Source organism: Pseudomonas serbica, from assembly GCF_028823535.1.
Classification (GTDB): Bacteria; Pseudomonadota; Gammaproteobacteria; order Pseudomonadales; family Pseudomonadaceae; genus Aquipseudomonas; species Aquipseudomonas serbica.
Genome location: NZ_JAQIYM010000013.1, coordinates 111,295 through 128,328, shown reverse-complemented (window position 1 = coordinate 128,328; position 17,034 = coordinate 111,295). Strand labels below are relative to the sequence as shown.

At 56.6% G+C, this 17,034-nt stretch carries 15 protein-coding genes and 2 pseudogenes; 8 read left to right on the top strand and 9 right to left on the bottom strand.

The annotated features are described in order from the left end of the window. Positions 1-18: 18 nt before the first annotated feature. The 3 genes from NQL71_RS21745 to NQL71_RS21735 are packed head-to-tail and all read right to left on the bottom strand — an operon-like array spanning position 19 to position 1,847. Positions 19-690: a transmembrane anchor protein gene (locus NQL71_RS21745; RefSeq protein WP_274643264.1), complete on the bottom strand. Its 672-nt coding sequence runs from the start codon at positions 688-690 to the stop codon at positions 19-21. A gap of 12 nt (positions 691-702) precedes the next feature. Further along, positions 703-1,440: a HupE/UreJ family protein gene (locus NQL71_RS21740; protein ID WP_274643263.1), complete on the bottom strand. Its 738-nt coding sequence runs from the start codon at positions 1,438-1,440 to the stop codon at positions 703-705. 47 nt (positions 1,441-1,487) lie between these two features. Further along, positions 1,488-1,847 carry a hypothetical protein gene (locus NQL71_RS21735; protein ID WP_166618889.1) on the bottom strand — a complete coding sequence of 120 codons (360 nt, stop codon included), beginning with the start codon at positions 1,845-1,847 and terminating at the stop codon, positions 1,488-1,490. 106 nt (positions 1,848-1,953) lie between these two features. Here NQL71_RS21735 and NQL71_RS21730 point away from each other — a divergent pair, with 106 nt between their 5' ends. Then, on the top strand, positions 1,954-2,253 hold the full coding sequence (locus NQL71_RS21730; protein ID WP_274643262.1) for a metal-sensing transcriptional repressor: 300 nt from the start codon (positions 1,954-1,956) through the stop codon (positions 2,251-2,253). A gap of 86 nt (positions 2,254-2,339) precedes the next feature. Here NQL71_RS21730 and NQL71_RS21725 read toward each other — a convergent pair whose 3' ends face one another. Continuing rightward, positions 2,340-3,656, bottom strand: a complete 1,317-nt coding sequence (locus NQL71_RS21725) for an MFS transporter (protein WP_274643261.1) — start codon at positions 3,654-3,656, stop codon at positions 2,340-2,342. A 284-nt stretch (positions 3,657-3,940) separates the two neighbouring features. On the opposite strand from NQL71_RS21725, the gene NQL71_RS21720 reads away from it, so the two are divergent. Beyond that, positions 3,941-4,072 (top strand): YHYH domain-containing protein, encoded by a 132-nt coding sequence (locus NQL71_RS21720; RefSeq protein ID WP_166618886.1) that lies wholly within the window; start codon positions 3,941-3,943, stop codon positions 4,070-4,072. Positions 4,073-4,294: 222 nt separating this feature from the next. Then, entirely contained in the window at positions 4,295-6,196 is a 1,902-nt protein-coding gene (locus tag NQL71_RS21715; protein WP_166618885.1) for a potassium transporter Kup, read from the top strand. Positions 6,197-6,531: 335 nt separating this feature from the next. Here the strand turns inward: NQL71_RS21715 and NQL71_RS21710 are convergent, their stop codons facing one another. Continuing rightward, positions 6,532-7,344 (bottom strand): MerR family transcriptional regulator, encoded by an 813-nt coding sequence (locus NQL71_RS21710; protein ID WP_046815172.1) that lies wholly within the window; start codon positions 7,342-7,344, stop codon positions 6,532-6,534. A 589-nt stretch (positions 7,345-7,933) separates the two neighbouring features. On the opposite strand from NQL71_RS21710, the pseudogene NQL71_RS21700 reads away from it, so the two are divergent. From NQL71_RS21700 to NQL71_RS21685, 4 genes and pseudogenes are all read left to right on the top strand, one after another. Beyond that, positions 7,934-9,400: pseudogene (locus NQL71_RS21700) on the top strand (DUF6861 domain-containing protein). A gap of 8 nt (positions 9,401-9,408) precedes the next feature. Next, positions 9,409-9,723, top strand: coding sequence for a hypothetical protein (locus tag NQL71_RS21695; RefSeq protein WP_046815174.1), 315 nt, complete (start codon positions 9,409-9,411; stop codon positions 9,721-9,723). A 255-nt stretch (positions 9,724-9,978) separates the two neighbouring features. Further along, positions 9,979-10,194 carry a hypothetical protein gene (locus NQL71_RS21690; RefSeq protein ID WP_143512386.1) on the top strand — a complete coding sequence of 72 codons (216 nt, stop codon included), beginning with the start codon at positions 9,979-9,981 and terminating at the stop codon, positions 10,192-10,194. Next, positions 10,131-10,421 (top strand): annotated as a pseudogene (locus NQL71_RS21685) (zinc-binding dehydrogenase); the annotation flags it as partial. The gene NQL71_RS21690 and the pseudogene NQL71_RS21685, both read left to right, overlap by 64 nt. Before the next feature lie 294 nt (positions 10,422-10,715). Here the strand turns inward: NQL71_RS21685 and NQL71_RS21680 are convergent. Further along, positions 10,716-11,750, bottom strand: a complete 1,035-nt coding sequence (locus NQL71_RS21680) for an AraC family transcriptional regulator (RefSeq protein ID WP_274643259.1) — start codon at positions 11,748-11,750, stop codon at positions 10,716-10,718. Between the two features lie 122 nt (positions 11,751-11,872). On the opposite strand from NQL71_RS21680, the gene NQL71_RS21675 reads away from it, so the two are divergent. Then, the gene (locus NQL71_RS21675) at positions 11,873-12,274 is read left to right on the top strand and encodes a carboxymuconolactone decarboxylase family protein (protein WP_077182624.1); all 402 of its coding nucleotides are present in this window, start codon (positions 11,873-11,875) and stop codon (positions 12,272-12,274) included. Between the two features lie 61 nt (positions 12,275-12,335). Here the strand turns inward: NQL71_RS21675 and NQL71_RS21670 are convergent, their stop codons facing one another. The 3 genes from NQL71_RS21670 to NQL71_RS21660 form a co-directional block, all read right to left on the bottom strand. Beyond that, entirely contained in the window at positions 12,336-13,346 is a 1,011-nt protein-coding gene (locus NQL71_RS21670; protein WP_077182625.1) for a YeiH family protein, read from the bottom strand. A gap of 236 nt (positions 13,347-13,582) precedes the next feature. Beyond that, positions 13,583-15,625, bottom strand: coding sequence for an AMP-binding protein (locus tag NQL71_RS21665; protein ID WP_274643258.1), 2,043 nt, complete (start codon positions 15,623-15,625; stop codon positions 13,583-13,585). Positions 15,626-15,688: 63 nt separating this feature from the next. Next, complete coding sequence (locus tag NQL71_RS21660) at positions 15,689-16,957, bottom strand: MFS transporter (RefSeq protein ID WP_274643302.1); 1,269 nt, start codon at positions 16,955-16,957, stop codon at positions 15,689-15,691. Positions 16,958-17,034 lie beyond the last annotated feature (77 nt).

Below are 17,034 nucleotides of genomic sequence, written 5' to 3'. Positions count from 1 at the left end.
AGCGGTCGCGTATTTGAATTACTGTTTAACGCTCAGGTAGTCACCGCTAGTTTGCAATGAAATGGTCACCACGTTGTTGCTGCGATTGCGCCAGAACCAGCCGTGGGTGCCGTCAAAAATGGCGGTGAATTCACCCTTATCACTTTTGACCTGTTTGCCCTTGTTGTAGCTGTGGAAGTAACCCTTTTCACCGTTGTAGGGCTCGCCATGAGTGTCGTAGTTCACAAGCCCACCAGCGGCTGTCCATTGATAGCTGACCGTCTTGTTTTTCAGCACTTCCAGCTTGATCTCTGTCCCTTCACCCGGTTTGAGCGTGACGGTCATTTGATTCGTCTTTTTAGCTGGGGTAGGAACCGACGCTGATTGGGCTACAGGTATCGCCGCATGTTGGGTTTGCGCAACCTGCGGAGCTGGAGCTGGAGCTGGAGCTGGAGCTGGAGCTGGAGCTGGAGTTACTGCTTGCGGCGGCGCCGCATCCGCCAAAGCCTCCTGGGCAAGGATGATTTTCAATTCGCCCATTTGGGTCAGGCCCAGTACGCGGCCTACACCCGTAGGGTCAATGGCATATTCCGAAGGCATGACCACTGTCACCAGCAGGCCGACCGCAGTCAGCAGGGCAATGACAGTGGAGCGCACCAGTTTGCGAGTGCTGGGCAATTCATTAACAGTGGGAAGCGGAGTATTGAACATGATCAGAATTCCTTACACGGAGACAAACAGGCCGGTGATCTGGTAACCCATCAGGAGGAAACCGGCACTCATCATGGCGACGTTGGTGGTATAGGCGTGGCGCCAGAAACTGCCAGTGCGCCGCCAGTACCCCATCAGAATGAGAATCGCGCTGAGGGCCAGTAATTGGCCGATCTCGACACCAACGTTGAAGGCGATCAGGTTCGGAATCAGGCCATCAGGCGAGATCTCGTACTCCTGGATCTTCGTCGCCAGACCAAAACCGTGGAGCAAGCCGAAGATCAGCGTGGCCACTTTGGTGTTGGGCTGGAAACCAAACCAGCGCTGGAACGCGCCCAGGTTATCGAGCGCCTTGTACACCACCGAGAAACCGATGATGGCGTCAATGATGTAAGAGCTGATGCTGATCTCAGTCAGCACACCCAGCAGCAGCGTGACCGAGTGGCCTATGGCGAATAGCGTGACGTAAAGCCCCACATCTTTCAGGCGGTAGAGGAAGAAGATCACCCCGAACAGAAACAGCAGGTGGTCATAGCCCGTCATCATGTGTTTGGCGCCCATGTAGATGAAGGGCAGCAACATGACGCCGGAGCTTTCCTGGATGAAGCCCTTATCGCCTTCCGCAACAGCGTGAGCCATCGCCTCGGGCATTCCGAGGAAAAGTGCAGCGGCAATGAATAACAACAGCAGTAGTGGGCGGTGCGAAGGCGCAGTAAATGCGCCAACGCCGCTCATCGAGTACGAATGCATAGATTAATCCTACGTTGCAGAGATCGAAGGCCGCTGTGCGGCCAAGGTCAAGATGCGAACGAAGGACGGGGTGGACGCTCGATCAAGAATATCGGCGGCAGGGGAACGAAATGTCGAAGCGAATCGACCCGGATGGGTAGCATTGGGGATGTTGCCAGCATCAACGCGGCGGTGAGTTGCGGCGTTTCATGCTGATGATCTGGTGTCAATGGCGAATGGTAGTGATCTGAAAGACTTGAATAGCTGGATGAAGCCTCTTCGCCGTGGGAGTGATGGGCGTCTTGCGCGATCTCCCAGGCTGGCTGTTTCGACGTCACTGATAACGAATAGGTATGCCCGGCCCAAGCCACCAACATGGCGAGAGCAAGCGCGATTACCACCGTCATTGTCAGTGTTTTGCTGAACATGGCGTTAAGGTTTCAACTCGGGTTATGGGGCTTTTACGCGTTTGACCACATCCCCCTAGGGGGGATAGGATGCCAGCGTAATTCATTGAGGCCTGAGGCTCAAGTCATGAGTGAGCACGAACACGAACACAGCCATCCCCACACCCACCAAAGTCACGAGGCGATCATCAAACGTCTCAAACGGGCGGACGGGCATTTACGCGGCATCATCACCATGATCGAAGAGGGTCGTGAGTGCGTGGACATCGCCCAGCAGCTGCATGCTGTTGAGAAAGCGATTTGCCAAGCCAAGCGCACGCTCATCCAGGATCACATCGATCACTGCCTGGAGGACACCGTCTCGGCGTTGAACAATGGCGAGCCCGCACCACTGGAAGCCTTCAAGCAAATCACCAGGTACCTCTAGGCCAGTCATGCCCAATTTCACTGAACTGCTGCAAGTTATACGTTTGGTTTGAATGCCGGTCATCAGGCTTGGAAAGTCTTGAGGCTTCACAATCTTTTATTGGGCCACCGGCGATGCTGATCATCGATCACGTATGGATGTTCGTGATCCGCTCCTTTCTGGTTGCCGATGTGCGTGTGATCTTCCGGCAGGTTCTCATGGGTGTGCTTGATCGACTCTTGGTCATGGGCTGGACGCCAAATCACGATACTGACCACCAGTGCACCACCTGCCACCACAGCCAACCCAACAAACGACGCCGTGAGGCTGATGTTCGCTCCCAGCCATCCCGCCAACGGGTAGGTAATCAGCCAGCAAGCATGAGATAAAGCAAATTGGGCGGCAAACAAAGCCGGTCGATCTTCGGCATGTGCCGAGCGACGCAACAGTCGACCGCTCGGAGTCTGTGCCAGGGAGTAGCCCACCCCGAGCACTACCCATAACGGCAGCAAGAAGTTATAGGTGGTCATGTTAATGCCGATCAATAAACCTGCGACCAATATTGCGCCGCCAAACAGCATGGCCGTTCGGTCTTTGATGTTTTTCAACAACCGAGGCAAGACGAGTGCCGCGACCATGGAGCCACCCCCAAACGCAGCCAGCGCCAATGCAGTAGAACTTTGAGGCAGAGCGAGGCGCGACTGCACCAGCACCACCGTATTGACTATGACCATTGCACTGGCGGCAGCCACTGTCAGATTGAGAGCCAGCAGCCCCTGCAAGCGGGGCGTGGCCAGGAATATGCGCATGCCACGGGTGATTCGTTCGTAAATGCTGCGTCGTGGTACCTGCTTCGCCTTGGGCAGCGGCACAGTGGCGACCAGGGCGGCGGAGGCAAGAAAGCCGATGACCGTACCAGCGAACAGGTTATGGAAGCTGATCACGGTCAGCAGTGCGGCGGCGAGCATCGGGCTGGCGACACTTTCGAGATCGTAGGCCAGACGCGAAAGCGACAAGGCGCGGGTGTAGTCGTCTTCATCCGGAAGGATGTCAGGGATGGTCGCTTGGAACGTCGGGGTGAACGCCGCCGAGGCCGACTGAAGAACGAAAATCAGCACATAGATTTGCCAGACTTCCGTCACGAACGGCAGAGCCAACGCGATGAAGGCTCGCACCAGATCCAGCGACACCAACATTGCACGACGGGGAAGGCGCTCTGCAAAAGCCGCTGCAATCGGCGCAACGCCAATGTAGGCCGTCATTTTGATCGCCAACGCCGTACCGAGTACGGCTCCCGCTTGGGCACCCGCAAGGTCGAACGCCAGTAGACCTAGTGCGACTGTGGCAAGGCCAGTCCCCACGAGCGCAATCACTTGTGCTAGGAAGAGGTGACGGTAGGTTCGGTTGGCGAGGATTTTCAGCATGAGAAGTCTCACATGAAGAAGCGGATGCCCATCTGGTTGTCGAGCTTTACTCGAAAATGAGAGCGACGAATTTCTCGTTTGCGGGGGATCTTGCATCCCCCCTGGGGGGATATTGAATCATCCTAAGCTAGAGCCAGTGGGAGCTCAAGAAATAGGCGCTCAGCCGTTCATCTAATGCCGGGGAAGCAGTCAGGAAGATACTTGCCGGTGAAGGCAATCAGCCATACTCTGCGGGGTGTGAGATGTCTCACGGATGTAAAAACGAAAGCATGGAGCAGGTACTGATGAAACTGTCCGCCATTTTGATCGCCGCTTTACTTGCGATTACGTCCGTTGCTGCCTTCGCACACAGCGGCGGCACTGATGCAAAAGGTTGTCATCGCAACCATAAAACAAACGACTACCACTGCCACTAAACGACAATGTCGAACAGACCCAAGCCGCTAGATCTGATCTGATATTTCGAATATCTGCCGTAAATTTTTTACGCTTTCTTTACGACTGCTGTTTCCGCCCTCAAAGATACTGGCCGCGACTTTCTAGAACGTCCATGCGCCTTGAGGCCTCAGTGGCCTGGGCATATCGTTTTGCCCAAGGATGGCATGCACTTCCTCCCCGTAATTCGAGAGAAGCGACCCTTGAGTGAAACAGCAGTCGGAGTACATGAAATCCCGCAATCCAAAACGTCAGGACTGGGCTTGCTCGTCGCTGCTGTCGGGGTGGTTTACGGCGACATTGGCACAAGCCCCCTCTACACGCTGAAAGAAGTATTTTCTGGCCACTACGGTGTTCAGGCCAACCACGACGGCGTGCTGGGTATTCTGTCGTTGGTCTTCTGGTCACTGATTTGGGTCGTTTCGATCAAATATGTACTGTTCATCCTGCGTGCCAACAACCAGGGTGAAGGCGGCATCATGGCGTTGACGGCTTTAGCCCGCCGCGCGGCCGCACCTTACCCGCACATGAGCAAGGTACTGGTACTGCTCGGCCTGTTCGGTGCGGCACTTTTTTACGGGGACAGCATGATCACCCCGGCTATTTCGGTGCTCTCTGCGGTTGAAGGGCTACAGTTGGCGTTTGACGGAATCGAGCACTGGGTTGTGCCCTTGTCAGTGATCGTGCTGGTGGCGCTGTTCCTGATACAGAAGCACGGTACGGCTCGCATCGGCATCCTGTTTGGTCCGGTCATGGTGTTGTGGTTTGTCGTTTTGGGCGCGCTAGGGATCTACGGAATTTTGCAGCGCCCGGAAGTACTGCAAGCGCTCAATCCATACTGGGGGGCGCATTTTTTTATCGCTCATCCGGGAATCGGTGTGGCCATCCTTGGTGCAGTGGTACTCGCGCTGACGGGCGCCGAAGCACTGTATGCAGACATGGGTCACTTCGGTCGCAAACCCATTGCCCGCGCTTGGTTCATTTTGGTATTACCAGGACTTGTACTCAATTATTTTGGCCAAGGTGCCTTGATCCTGGAAAACCCTGAGGCGGTGCGCAATCCATTTTATTTGCTCGCGCCGGGCTGGGCACTGCTGCCGATGGTCGCGCTCTCCACACTGGCGACCATCATCGCTTCTCAAGCCGTGATCTCCGGCGCATTTTCCCTGACACACCAAGCCATCCAGCTTGGGTATGTGCCTCGCATGTTTATCCAGCATACCTCCAGCCAGGAGCAGGGACAGATTTACATCGGTACTGTTAACTGGGCGCTGATGGTCGGCGTTGTGCTGCTGGTACTTGGTTTCGAGTCTTCCAGTGCTTTGGCCGCTGCTTATGGCGTTGCTGTAACGGGCACGATGCTGATCACCACCATCCTGTCCTCGGCCGTCGTCCTGCTGCTATGGAAAACCCCGCGCTGGTTGGCCGTTCCGATGCTGCTCGGTTTTCTGCTGGTAGACAGCCTGTACTTCGCGGCCAATGCTCCGAAGATCTTCCAGGGCGGTGCGTTCCCGGTGGTTGCTGGTATTGGCCTGTTCATTTTGATGACCACCTGGAAACGGGGCCGCAAGATCATTGTTGAACGGCTGGACGAAACCGCGCTGCCTCTACCACTGTTCATCGGTAGCATCCGCATGCAGCCTCCTCATCGGGTACAAGGTACAGCGGTATTTCTGACAGCCAGGTCCGATGCCGTTCCGCATGCGCTGCTGCACAACCTGCTGCATAACCAGGTTTTGCATGAGCAAGTGGTATTGCTCACTGTGGTGTCTGAAGATAGCCCTCGTGTGAGTGCTGATCGACGGTTTGAGGTTGAAGCGTACGGCGAAGGGTTCTTCCGGGTCAGTCTGCACTTTGGCTTTATCGAGGAGCCCGATGTCCCCTTGGCGTTGAGTCTCTGTCACTTGGCCGAACTGGACTTCAGCCCGATGCGTACCACCTATTTCCTGAGCCGGGAAACGGTGATCCCGACCAAGCGCATCGGTATGGCCCGTTGGCGAGAAAGCCTTTTCGCCTTTTTGCTCAAGAACGCCAACAGCAACCTTAAGTACTTCAAGTTGCCGTTGAATCGAGTGATAGAACTGGGCACACAGGTTGAGATGTAAGGAGTAAGCAAGGTCGCACTGGCGGTCTTGTTTGTTCCCAGATCAAGCGGTGTGAAGACCACCTTGATCAGCGTCTGATTCAGCAGTTGATCCCGGCCACCATGAATGTCTGCTCCTGGCCGATTGTTGCCCATCCCAAAGGGCGACAATCGACCCGGAGCAGCCGCTCATGAAACAAGGTTTGCCCCGCGCACACGTGTAAGGACGATGACTTTTCCTGACTCGTCATTTCACTCAGTAATTATGAGGGAGGTGCCATTTGCAAAAGCTGATGCTGTCCAATGTTCGCTGTTTGCTGCGTCAAAGAGGCAGTGGAGCCTGCCTCTATGTGGCCGTCAGTTTTTGAGCGGGATGTACATTTCGGTCACGCTGTCCGGGTGCATGGGGCCTAGGAAACGCTCACCGCTGTATTCGAACTCCACCCCTTCGTCTGGCTCCATGCCGGCAGCAGGCAGCCATTCACTGTAAGCGGCGCGGAAGGTTTCCGGCAACGTAGTGACTGTGCCGTGATGCTCTACCTTTGCGTAATAGCGAGCGGGTATCTGCAATTCCACCATGCCTGGCACCAGTGGTGCATCGGCATTCACCGGCAAACCTGCGACATAACGCCATTGGCCGTCATCCAATGGCTGGCAGACACCGAAGGTTCCGACTGGATCCTGCAAACGATCGATTTCCTTCTCCCGTGGAAAGAAGCGTTCCCACATCTGGCCAATAGTGCCTTCGTCCTGTTGTTGCCAGCTCATCCCCATGATTCGCAGCGATGGATAATAGATTCGCTCAGGTGTTTGCATCGCCGGCATGGAACGTTCTGGCTGAGCCAGGTAGCGAGTGAGTTGGTCGAGCACCTGCTGGTCGCGGGCGATGGCACCTTTGAGCTTGCGGGCATGCGCTTCCAGGGACTCACGGTGGCTTACGACACTGTCCAGCCCGCCACTGTTCGCCAGTATGCGGATATCCTCCAGTGGCATACCGAGTTGCTTTAGCCAGACAATTCGGCCCAGGGTAATGATCTGTTCGGGCTGGTAATAACGATAGCCGTTGTCGCGCCCGGTCAGGGCCGGGGTGAACAAGCCAATGCTGTCATAGTGGCGAAGCGTCTTGGTAGTAAGCCCGTGACAACGTGCCATTTGTCCGATGGTAAGCATGGAAACTCCTGTTTCTACTGGTGAAAACGTAGCTTATTCCTTGCCCTAGGGGAAAGCTCAAGCCCCCCAATTCTGCCGGTCGTCACTACGGCGTGTCTGGTCAAGGTATGCATCAGGGCGTCACGCCTTGCGTGATTAAACCGGTTGCCACCTATGCGGCAGCAACTGCTCAATTTCACTCGCCCGCTGCGTCGGCAGGTGCGTGAGGACACCCTTTGGTATGTGCGTATCGAACAGATCATCTATGCGCATTTTACTTACACCGCTTTATAAGAGCAGCCGACATTACGCTCACCAGCGGATCACGATCATCCGCCCAATTCCCCCCTTTCGAGGAAATTCAAAAGAAACGTGCGAATCAGAACAGCCTTGAACCCCTACCGCACAGGGTTGCGAGCATTTGAGCATTAAGTAAATACCAACAATGTCTGTTTGACATTAGTGCCCTTTGTAACGGCGATGAAAAAAATAGCCCCCGTTTGAAAATGTTTTCGAGCATTCGCGTTCATAAATGGGCAACCTGCCAGTATCCGGCCGAGCTTTCAACAAGTGTGGCAGCCCCGCCTCCTCTCAAGGACTTCACGAGTAAATGGATCTTTTAACCAACCTGCCCAGCTGGGACGACATCGAACGAAATTTCGACCAGAAATTCAATGCGTTGAATGAGGGCATTGATGACGGCTTCCAAAGCGCCCACGACGGCTGGAACGGCTTTACCCGCCGCGTCAGCAACGGCGCCACTCAAGCCTAAGGGTACGTGGGCGGGCATCGGATCGATAACGTCCGCCACGCGATGGCCCTATCTGTCCCCATCATGCAGATGAACATCAGCCGCAAATGGGCGTCGATCAATATCAACGAAATTCTGCCGGTGTTGCTCAAACTGTTGCAGGAAGTTGTGATGATCGTGGGCGGTAGCGTGACGATCGGCGCCGCTCTGGGTGGAGCGGTCGGCTCCCTTGGCTTTGGTGCTGGCGCCGTGCCTGGCGCAGCAATCGGCGCCGGTGTCGGATTGCAGGTCGGTAACTTGATCATGGCAGCGCTGGGGTTGTACGCCATCACCGGTTATTTCTCGGCGGGAATAGGGCCCTGCCTATCAACGATATTTGAAGGTCTTTGTACCGCGTGGCAAGCGGAAGACGGCTTGAAAAATCCAGGCCTCGACCCGGCTGGCGGTTCAGCGGCGATGATCCAGGAACGCAAAGAACGCGCAGCCAGACAGTTGGCCCAAGGGCAAGAGCAATTGGTGTTGCTGCTACTGACGGCAATTGTCACCTATCTCACCCGAGGGCAGATGAAAGCGGGTGTGGTCAACAGCGTGGAAAGTATTGCGACGAGAAGTGCCAAGCTTCGATCAGAGATATCCAACAGGCCGTTCGCTGTATGGCTCACGAAAAACGAAAAACTACTTTTGGAGCATCCGGAGCTACAGATTAGGGGGGTCACTTCAGTTGAGAAGCTGGCGCGGGAAAATCAGATGCGCGAGTTTTACGCGAAGCAAGATACTGAATTCGTTTCAGCCGAAAACAAACGAAAGTCGGTAAAGACATTTGAGCCAAGGGGCTTAAGTAACCAGGAAATCCATAATTATCTCCAGAGTGCGGACGGGCAAAAATACATCGCTAAACTCGCATTGGCAGACCCTAAGGCATCATCTGCAAGTCTCTTAGAGAGAGCTTTTGGCCAAGTGGCATCAGGAAGTACTGTACCCGTTACCACTAGCATAAGAACGCCGCTTGTGAAGATCGTACCTGTGGGTGAAAAAGGCATTTCCGACTACTCACCATTTTTCACTACAATGGAAGAATTGCAGGCGGCAGCTAAGTCCGATAAAACTCTAGCGGATTCACTCGGTTTGCCGGTCATCAGTGAAAATGCCAGATATTCTATTTTTGAAATTAAGCCACTTGAGCCTACTGAAGTTTTCGTTAGCAAGGTCGCGCCAACGGTAGAATTTGGGGGTAGAATCACGAGAACGGGAGAGGCGGTACAATATCTGGTGCCTAATCGGCAAGAGTGGTCTGCAGCAAAACTCATTGGCGAAATTGACAATTAGGAATTAGCATGGACATTCTAGCGTTAAAACAGACCGCAATCGAATTGCGAAAACAACTCGAATTGTATAAAGAAAAAGAACCGGCAGCACTGGCTTTGTACGGGCAAATGGAGCATTTGATATCCGCAGCTGAGCGTGGTGAGATCAATACCCAAGTTGAAGCAAGGGATATACCAGGCCATCGCATCATGGATGAATCAAACCTTCGGAAATATCGGGAGCTTTCGGATGCTTACAGCAATTTTTATGTTGAGCTTATCGAGGGGCGTGGCTCGGACACGCTTAAAATGATAGAAGAAATCATGAAAAAAGTCAGGCCGTAAAATAGCTGTCTCTGGGTTAAACTTGCACTGATATTCACCAAAAAACCGGAATTAATCGGCGATATGACAACTGCTCTTACTGTTGAGTGGTCAGCGGTAAAGCTAATGGGTAACCTTCCGGGCACCCGTAAGCGGCTGGCGAACCCACCTCGCCTGATTACGCTGGTTGCCACTTAAGCGGCAGCAACTCGTCAATCTGACTCATCTTCTGCGTCGGCAGCCGCGCCAGTACGAGCCACAGCCGACGCTCTCACGCTGCGACTGCACGCCATTTGTGCGGCCATTGAAGAGGTGACTAAGTGGCTCTCTGAGAATGGAGTGGGGAGTACCGCCGCTAACGCAATTGCGGCCATGGAAACACTGGACACGAATGCTCAAGGCATCACGGACGCCATCATGCGACTAGCGGCATCAATCAATCGGTCGCACCAACCAAGGCATCGGGGCGTATTGCGCAGATCGGCTTTTTGACAGGGCAAACCGTTGAACTCAATCTGATACCACTCATATTCCGCCAGACGACCATTCGCGGTATCGCCGTGGCGCCGCGCTCATCATTTGATCGGATGAACGCGTTCCTCAACGAACACAAGATCCGTCCCGTTATTGATCAGGTATATCCGTTCGAGAAAGCACGAGAAGCTTACGAGCATCTCGCGAGGGGAGCATTTGGAAAGGTTGTGATCAAAATCGCCTAATAACGTTAAGGCGCCATTTGGCGCCTTTTTCGCTTAGCGCAGCAGGTTCAACTCCGGAGTCTGAGCCAATCGAGACTCAGACCCAAACGTCCGCTATTGGCCGATTTCTGCCTGTCACGACCGGCTGAAACCGATCCAAAGCTGACCTTCAGGAAAGCCTTTTTTTGGCCGACTGCTGCCTGTCGCAATTGGCTAGTTTCGAGCAGCGGCCGATTGGTCTTGTGAATTCTGAAGCCATTGCTTTCTGGCGCACGCTAGCTGGTGCTTTATATGGGCTGTTCGTTGCGACAGCCTCTAACTGAATAACCCAAGAGACGACTTTCTTGGGGGGATCGGGGAGGGCTGGGTTCTCCAGGATGATGGACTGCAGTCGAACAGCCGGCTGAACCATCGGGAGAAGGCGCTCAGTTCGGAAAAACCGAGAACGCCGGCAATTTCGCTCAAAGGATGGTGAGGGTTTGCCAGGTAACGTGATGCAAGTTCCTTGCGGACTTGATCCAGCAGCGAGGAAAACGTCTCACCCTCTCGCGTCAGCTGTCGATGCAACGTCCGTCTGTCGCGTCCCAAGTGCGCGGCGACCTGTTCCACCGAGCAGCGCCCAGTCGGCAGCAGCATCCAGATCATTTGATGCACCTGCTCCAGCAATGCTGTTCGGGAATCTTCGCGAATGCTGTTCAGGTACTGTTGTACGTAGCGGGCCATTTCCGGATCGGCACTGGGCAGGGCGCGGTCGAGATCGCTGGTGCGGCAGACGATGCCGTCCATCAAGCAGTTGAACTGTACCGTTGTACCGAACAAACGCTGATGCCGGCTATCTTCCAGCGCGTTGCAGTGACGGAAACAGATCGCGGATGGATGCCAATGGTTGCCGAGCAAAGTCTTGAGCATTCGGTGGGTCACCGCTACCGCCAGCTCTACTGATTGGCGTACAAACAAGTGGTTGACCGACACCAGTTCCAGCCGTAGCACCGCCACACCGCCGCTTTCCTCGATGTCCAGCACCAGCCCCTGATTGTGCAGATGGAGGAATTGCTGGAGCGCCTTCAAGGCTGAGCGCAGGGTTGGTTCGCGCCATAACAACGCCAGGGGGCCGAGGTTGGAGGGTTTGCGACTTTCCGCCATGCGCAGGCCAAAATCTTCCACGCCCGCCTCTCGCGCCGAGCTGTCGAGCAACTGTGCTACGGCTTCGATGGAAATTTTCAGGTCCGGTTGCAGCAAGCAGCGTGGGTCAAGTCCGACAAGACGCAACTGCTGCATGGGATCGACGTTCAACGAGCGGGCAATTTCCGCGTAGTTGGTGAGGCTGGCACTGCGAACAAGACCTTTCATTGAGCGATTACCCATACGTTGCACGTGTCCCGAGATGTCACGCCGCTGCCCCCTGGAGTCAAGCCAGAGGGCACCGGCAGCGTTAGAGTTGAAAGCAACCACTCAACCTTGAGGAACTGCAAATGAATGAAGAACAGACCAACCCTGGCACCCCAACCTGCGATGCCATGCGTGACGCCGGCAGCTGGAATCCCGCCTGGGACCCGCTGGCCGAGCTGGACGCGCAATGGGTGGAAAAGTTTTTCGGCATGGCCACGCACCCGATACGCAAGGGGATTCTGGACCCCAAGACCTTCGAACTGATCGCCATCGCCGTCGATGCTTCCTGCACTCATCTGTATGCGCCCGGTGTGCGTCGGCACATTCGCAAGGCGCTGGAACTGGGCGTCACCGTCGAGGAAATCCTGGCGGTGCTGCAGCTCACCTCGATTCTGGGCATCCACAGCATGGCGCTCGGCGCCCCGATCCTCATTGAGGAAGCCAAAAAACTGGCCGACGAGGGGCCGGTCGCAGGCACCTTTTGAAATCATCACGTCACCTCTTGCTCTGATGCGAAGGCCGGGGCGGCCTTCGCAAACCCGCGCTTTACAGCCCCCAGTGCAGCAATAGAAGAACCAAACCCACGAGAAACACGGTTTCGCCGACCATCAACAGGATCGGTTTGATGCCGATTGAGGCGAGTTCCTTCAGTTGGGTTTTCATCCCCAGGGCACTGATGGAAATCACCAGGCACCAACGCGACAACTCATTGACGAATCCCTGCACCGCCGGTGCTATCCAACCGGTGCTGTTGATACACGCCAGGACCAGGAAGCCGACAGCGAACATGGGCAGCAGCGGAGGGCGCTTTCCCGTTGGGTCCGCACCCTGAGCACGAGTGATCAGCGTTGCGCAAAGAATCACCGGCAGCAGCATCGCCACCCGCATCAGCTTGACCACGGTGGCGGTGTCACCGGTCTCGGTAGACATGCTGTAACCGGCGCCGACGACTTGCGCCACGTCATGGATGGTCGCACCGAGGAACACCCCGGCCACCTGCGGCGACAAGGCAAACCACTCGGCGATCATCGGGTAGAGAATCATCGCTAGCGTGGACAGCGCCGACACGCCGATCACGGTAAACAGCGTGGCGCGTTCCTTCTGCGGGTGATTGGGCAGCGCGGCAGCCAGGGCCAGTGCCGCCGAGGCGCCGCAGATTGCCGTGGCACCGCCGGTGAGCATGCCGAAGAGGCGATTGAAGCCCAAAAGCTTGGCCGCCAGAACAGAAAAGGCAATGGTCACCACCACAACAATCACCACCAAGGCCACAGGCCTCCAGCCCAGGGTCGCAATCTGATCCAGGGTGATGCGCATCCCCAACAGGGCTACACCCAGGCGCAGGACAGTGCGCGCGGTGAACTCGATACCGGCCTTGCACTTGCCTTCGCCGGCGAGAAAATTCAGCGCAATACCGAGCAGCAACGCGAACAACATAACCGGCGCACCATAGTGCTCGGAAAGGAAGGCCGCCGCGGTGGCAACGATCACGCTGACGAAAAATCCCGGTGCCAGTTCGAGGACGCGAGAGTGAATATTGACGAGAGCAATTGAGCTCATGAAGTGAAGTCCTCGCAGGCGGAACCATGGGGATGTGGCATCGGTGTGGCAGTTGATTCACTCTAGAGCGATGGTGGTTTGAGCACTTCTCATTTGGTGCCAGCCACCTTTCATTTGGTGCCAAATGCCGTCGCTTATGTGCCTAAGAGAATGGCGAATGAAAACGGGACAAGGCCTTCATTCGCCATTCGGGTCGCTGGGTTGGGAAGAGGGTTAATGCCCTGACGTAACGTCGTTCAACTGACCGCCGTTAGTTCAGAGGAACTGCCCGCAATCGCAAGTACGCGCAAGTCCTTTCGTAATATCTTGCCCACCGTGGACTTGGGCAGCGCCGACAGGAACCGCACCTGGCGAGGTACTTTGTAGGCCGCCAGGTGCGCACGGCAGTGTTCGATCAGCATGGTTTCATCAAGCGTGGCATTGGCGGCCTTGACGACGTAGAGGCACACGGATTCCCCGCTGCGTTCATCCGGCATGCCGATCACGGCGCATTCGCTGACGCCTGTGCAACTGGCGACAACCACCTCGACCTCGTTGGGGTAAACGTTGAAACCCGAGACAATGATCAAATCCTTTTTGCGATCGACGATCTTGAGCAGTCCATTGGCGGTAAAGATGCCGATGTCGCCGGTGCGGAAGTAACCCTCGGCGGTGAACGCGTGGGCATTGGCCGTGGGCTTTTGCCAGTAACCGGACATGATCTGCGGCCCCTTGGCGCAAATCTCTCCGGCCTCGCCTGGCGCGGCGGGTTGATCATCGTCCTTGAGCAGCACAATATCAGTCGAAGGCAACGGTAGCCCAACAGCTGCCGAAAACTGGCTGCGTCCCATGACATTCAGGCACAGAATTGCCGACGTCTCGGAGAGGCCGTAACCTTCGAGGATTTCCTGACCAGTGATGTTTTTCCACAGAGTCGAGGTGGCCGGCAATACCGCGGCGCCCCCGCCGATGGCCAGACGCAGGCGCGAAAAATCCACTTCGCCGATGCGTGGATGGCGTACCAGCGCGCCGTACAGGGTATTAACCCCGGTCAGCAGCGTCGGGCGGGCCTTGATCAGCGTACCGACCAGGTCATCGCTATTGCGCGCATCGGGTACCAGCCAGTTCTCGGCTCCGGCAGAAAAGCCGATCAGCAGATTGATCGTCAGGGCAAACACGTGGAACAGCGGCAGCGCCGTGACCACTACGTTGTCACCGTCGGGGTCGAACATGTCGGGAAGAAATGCCCGCGCCTGCATGATGTTGGCGATGAGGTTGCGGTGGGACAGCGCCGCACCTTTCGAGGGGCCGGTGGTCCCGCCGGTGTACTGCAGAAAAAGCAAGTCATCACCCGTTAGCTCGACCGGTGTCAACTGCAGCTTGCCGCCCTCGTGCAGGGCGGCGGTGAAACGCGTCATCGGAAATGCCGACGATGACGGGATGTCGAAATCGCCGTTTTCGACGTGCCCGTCCAGGGTGTCGCGCGGCTGCACCACGATGACTTTCTTGATGGTCGTGCTGACCAGGATCGCTTCCAGAGCAGGGAGGGCACTGGCGATGATGACAATGATCTGGACCCCGGCATCGTTGAGCTGGTGCAAGAGTTCTTGGGGGGTGTACGTCGGGTTGACGTTGACCTGGGCTGCACCGGCCCGGAGGACGCCGAACATGGCGACGGGAAACGCCGGGATATTGGGCAGCATCACCGCAATTCGATCCCCGCGTTGCACGCCAAGGTGTTGCAGGTAGGCGGCAAACGCGCCTGACTGCGCGTCGACATCCGCATAACTGAGAGAACGGTCGAAGCAGTGGAATGCCGTGTGGCTGGCGTGACGCTGCATGGCATCTTCGGCCATCGCGACGACCGAAGGCCAGGTGTCGGGGTTGATATCCGCCGGTACGCGGGCGTCGTAACTCTGTTGCCAATGACGGGCGGTGGTGAATGATTGGGTCATGATCAACCTGCTATTGAAGTTATTGGTGGCGGGTGATTGAAGGGGAAGGGTGATTCGAATGCAGTCCTTGGCGACCTCGACGGGATAGGTGCGTACGTTCAACCCGCCACCGCGCATGCAGCCGGTGACCAGGTCGAAACGCAGGCCATGGGCAGGGCACTGCACCCAGCAACCATCGACGTGGCCGAACAACAATGAGGCGCCGTTGTGCGGGCAGCTGTCGTCGATGGCGTAAATCCGGCCATCGACATTGAACAAAGCGATATAGCGACCGTCGGCCTGCACACGCGTGCGCTTGCCGATACCTGGATCGACAGAGACCGGCAGTTCCAGGGTGTTGTTCATGACGAGGTCTCGCAGAGGGTGAGGATGCTTCGACGATGGGCGCTACGTGTCATTGCGCATGCCTCAGGAACAGGGCTGAGCACAGACGCGTTGAAGATCCTGTTGGTAGTTGCGCACCCCCACCATCAGGACCAGCGCGGCGGCAACGCCGGCCAATGGCAGCAGTTGCAGCGCTGAGGCCAGGCCGATGCGATCGGCGAGCAAACCGGTGACGAAGGGGCCCGGGGCCATGCCCAGCAGGTTGTTGGCAATGGCCAGCGTGGCCATCGCGGTGCTGTGCAAGGCCGGCGGCGTCAGGTCGGCGACCATGGTGCCGGACGGGCCGACAATGCCACCGCCAACAAACATGGCCAGGCCGATCATGACCAGTTGTGCCATGCCCACCGGCAGTTGAAAGGCTACGGTCAACAGCGCACTGCAGAGCAAGCAGTAGCCCATGGTCAATCTGATTTTTCGCGTCGGCGAACCGTGGCACAAGCGGTCAGCGATGGCGCCACACAGAGGCATGCCGACCGCCGTGCACAGCATAAAAATAGCCGCGACCGCACCGGCGTTCGTCAGCGGCATGTCGTAGAAGCGATTCAAGTAGCTGGGCAGCCAGGTCAACAGGGCGGCGATGGCGAACAATTGCAGGCCGCTGCCGATGTAGACACTCAGCACTGAAGACGTCGAGAACAGGCTCCTGAGCGGGGGAAGAACCTGACGCTGATCCGAGCCGGCAGCCGGGCGCGGCGATTCAAGGCGGCCAGGCCTGACGACCAGCGCATACACCGCCGTCAGGCCGATACCATAAATTGCCATGCCAACGAAGGACGCGCGCCAGCCGAAATGGGTCGCCAGGACGCCACCGAGGCCAATGCCAAGCACAGAACCGACCATGCTCCCGGCCAGGAACGCGCCGGTGATTGTGGACCTTTGCTGCGGCGGAAAAATGCTCAGAACCACGGCAAGGCCGACGCTGCCGTAGGCCGCTTCGCCGACGCCGATGAAGAAGCGCGCCACGAACATTTCTTGATAGTCGGAGGCAAAACCACACATCAGGGTGGCAAAGCTCCAGATCGCGGCCATGAGGATCAGGCTGCGGATGCGACCGAGGCGATCAGCGACGACGGACAGTGGGAAGGCCAGCACGCCGACGGCGATGGCGACGACGCCGGAGAGGGCGCCGAGTTCGGAATCGGAGAGACCCCACTCAGCTTTCAGCTGCGGGAAAACCACCGTCAGTACCTGTCGGGACATGAAGTCTGACAGCAACAGGCCGAAGGTCAGGGCGAAGACCACCCAGGCGTAGGGTCGTGCGACACGTTGCCAGGTGTCACTGCGTACTTCCATTGGAGCATGCAAAGTCACGGAGTCTTTCCTCTTGTTACGGCCGCGTTCATTCGCAGCTCTTGAAATGATGTGTAGCG

Excerpts from the sequence above, each read along its gene's own strand:
- NQL71_RS21745 (WP_274643264.1), bottom strand. The coding sequence starts at position 690 with ATGTTCAATACTCCGCTTCCCACTGTTAATGAATTGCCCAGCACTCGC.
- NQL71_RS21740 (WP_274643263.1), bottom strand. The coding sequence starts at position 1,440 with ATGCATTCGTACTCGATGAGCGGCGTTGGCGCATTTACTGCGCCTTCG.
- NQL71_RS21735 (WP_166618889.1), bottom strand. The coding sequence starts at position 1,847 with ATGTTCAGCAAAACACTGACAATGACGGTGGTAATCGCGCTTGCTCTC.
- NQL71_RS21730 (WP_274643262.1), top strand. The coding sequence starts at position 1,954 with ATGAGTGAGCACGAACACGAACACAGCCATCCCCACACCCACCAAAGT.
- NQL71_RS21725 (WP_274643261.1), bottom strand. The coding sequence starts at position 3,656 with ATGCTGAAAATCCTCGCCAACCGAACCTACCGTCACCTCTTCCTAGCA.
- NQL71_RS21720 (WP_166618886.1), top strand. The coding sequence starts at position 3,941 with ATGAAACTGTCCGCCATTTTGATCGCCGCTTTACTTGCGATTACGTCC.
- NQL71_RS21710 (WP_046815172.1), bottom strand. The coding sequence starts at position 7,344 with ATGCTTACCATCGGACAAATGGCACGTTGTCACGGGCTTACTACCAAG.
- NQL71_RS21695 (WP_046815174.1), top strand. The coding sequence starts at position 9,409 with ATGGACATTCTAGCGTTAAAACAGACCGCAATCGAATTGCGAAAACAA.
- NQL71_RS21680 (WP_274643259.1), bottom strand. The coding sequence starts at position 11,750 with ATGAAAGGTCTTGTTCGCAGTGCCAGCCTCACCAACTACGCGGAAATT.
- NQL71_RS21675 (WP_077182624.1), top strand. The coding sequence starts at position 11,873 with ATGAATGAAGAACAGACCAACCCTGGCACCCCAACCTGCGATGCCATG.
- NQL71_RS21670 (WP_077182625.1), bottom strand. The coding sequence starts at position 13,346 with ATGAGCTCAATTGCTCTCGTCAATATTCACTCTCGCGTCCTCGAACTG.
- NQL71_RS21665 (WP_274643258.1), bottom strand. The coding sequence starts at position 15,625 with ATGAACAACACCCTGGAACTGCCGGTCTCTGTCGATCCAGGTATCGGC.
- NQL71_RS21660 (WP_274643302.1), bottom strand. The coding sequence starts at position 16,957 with ATGGAAGTACGCAGTGACACCTGGCAACGTGTCGCACGACCCTACGCC.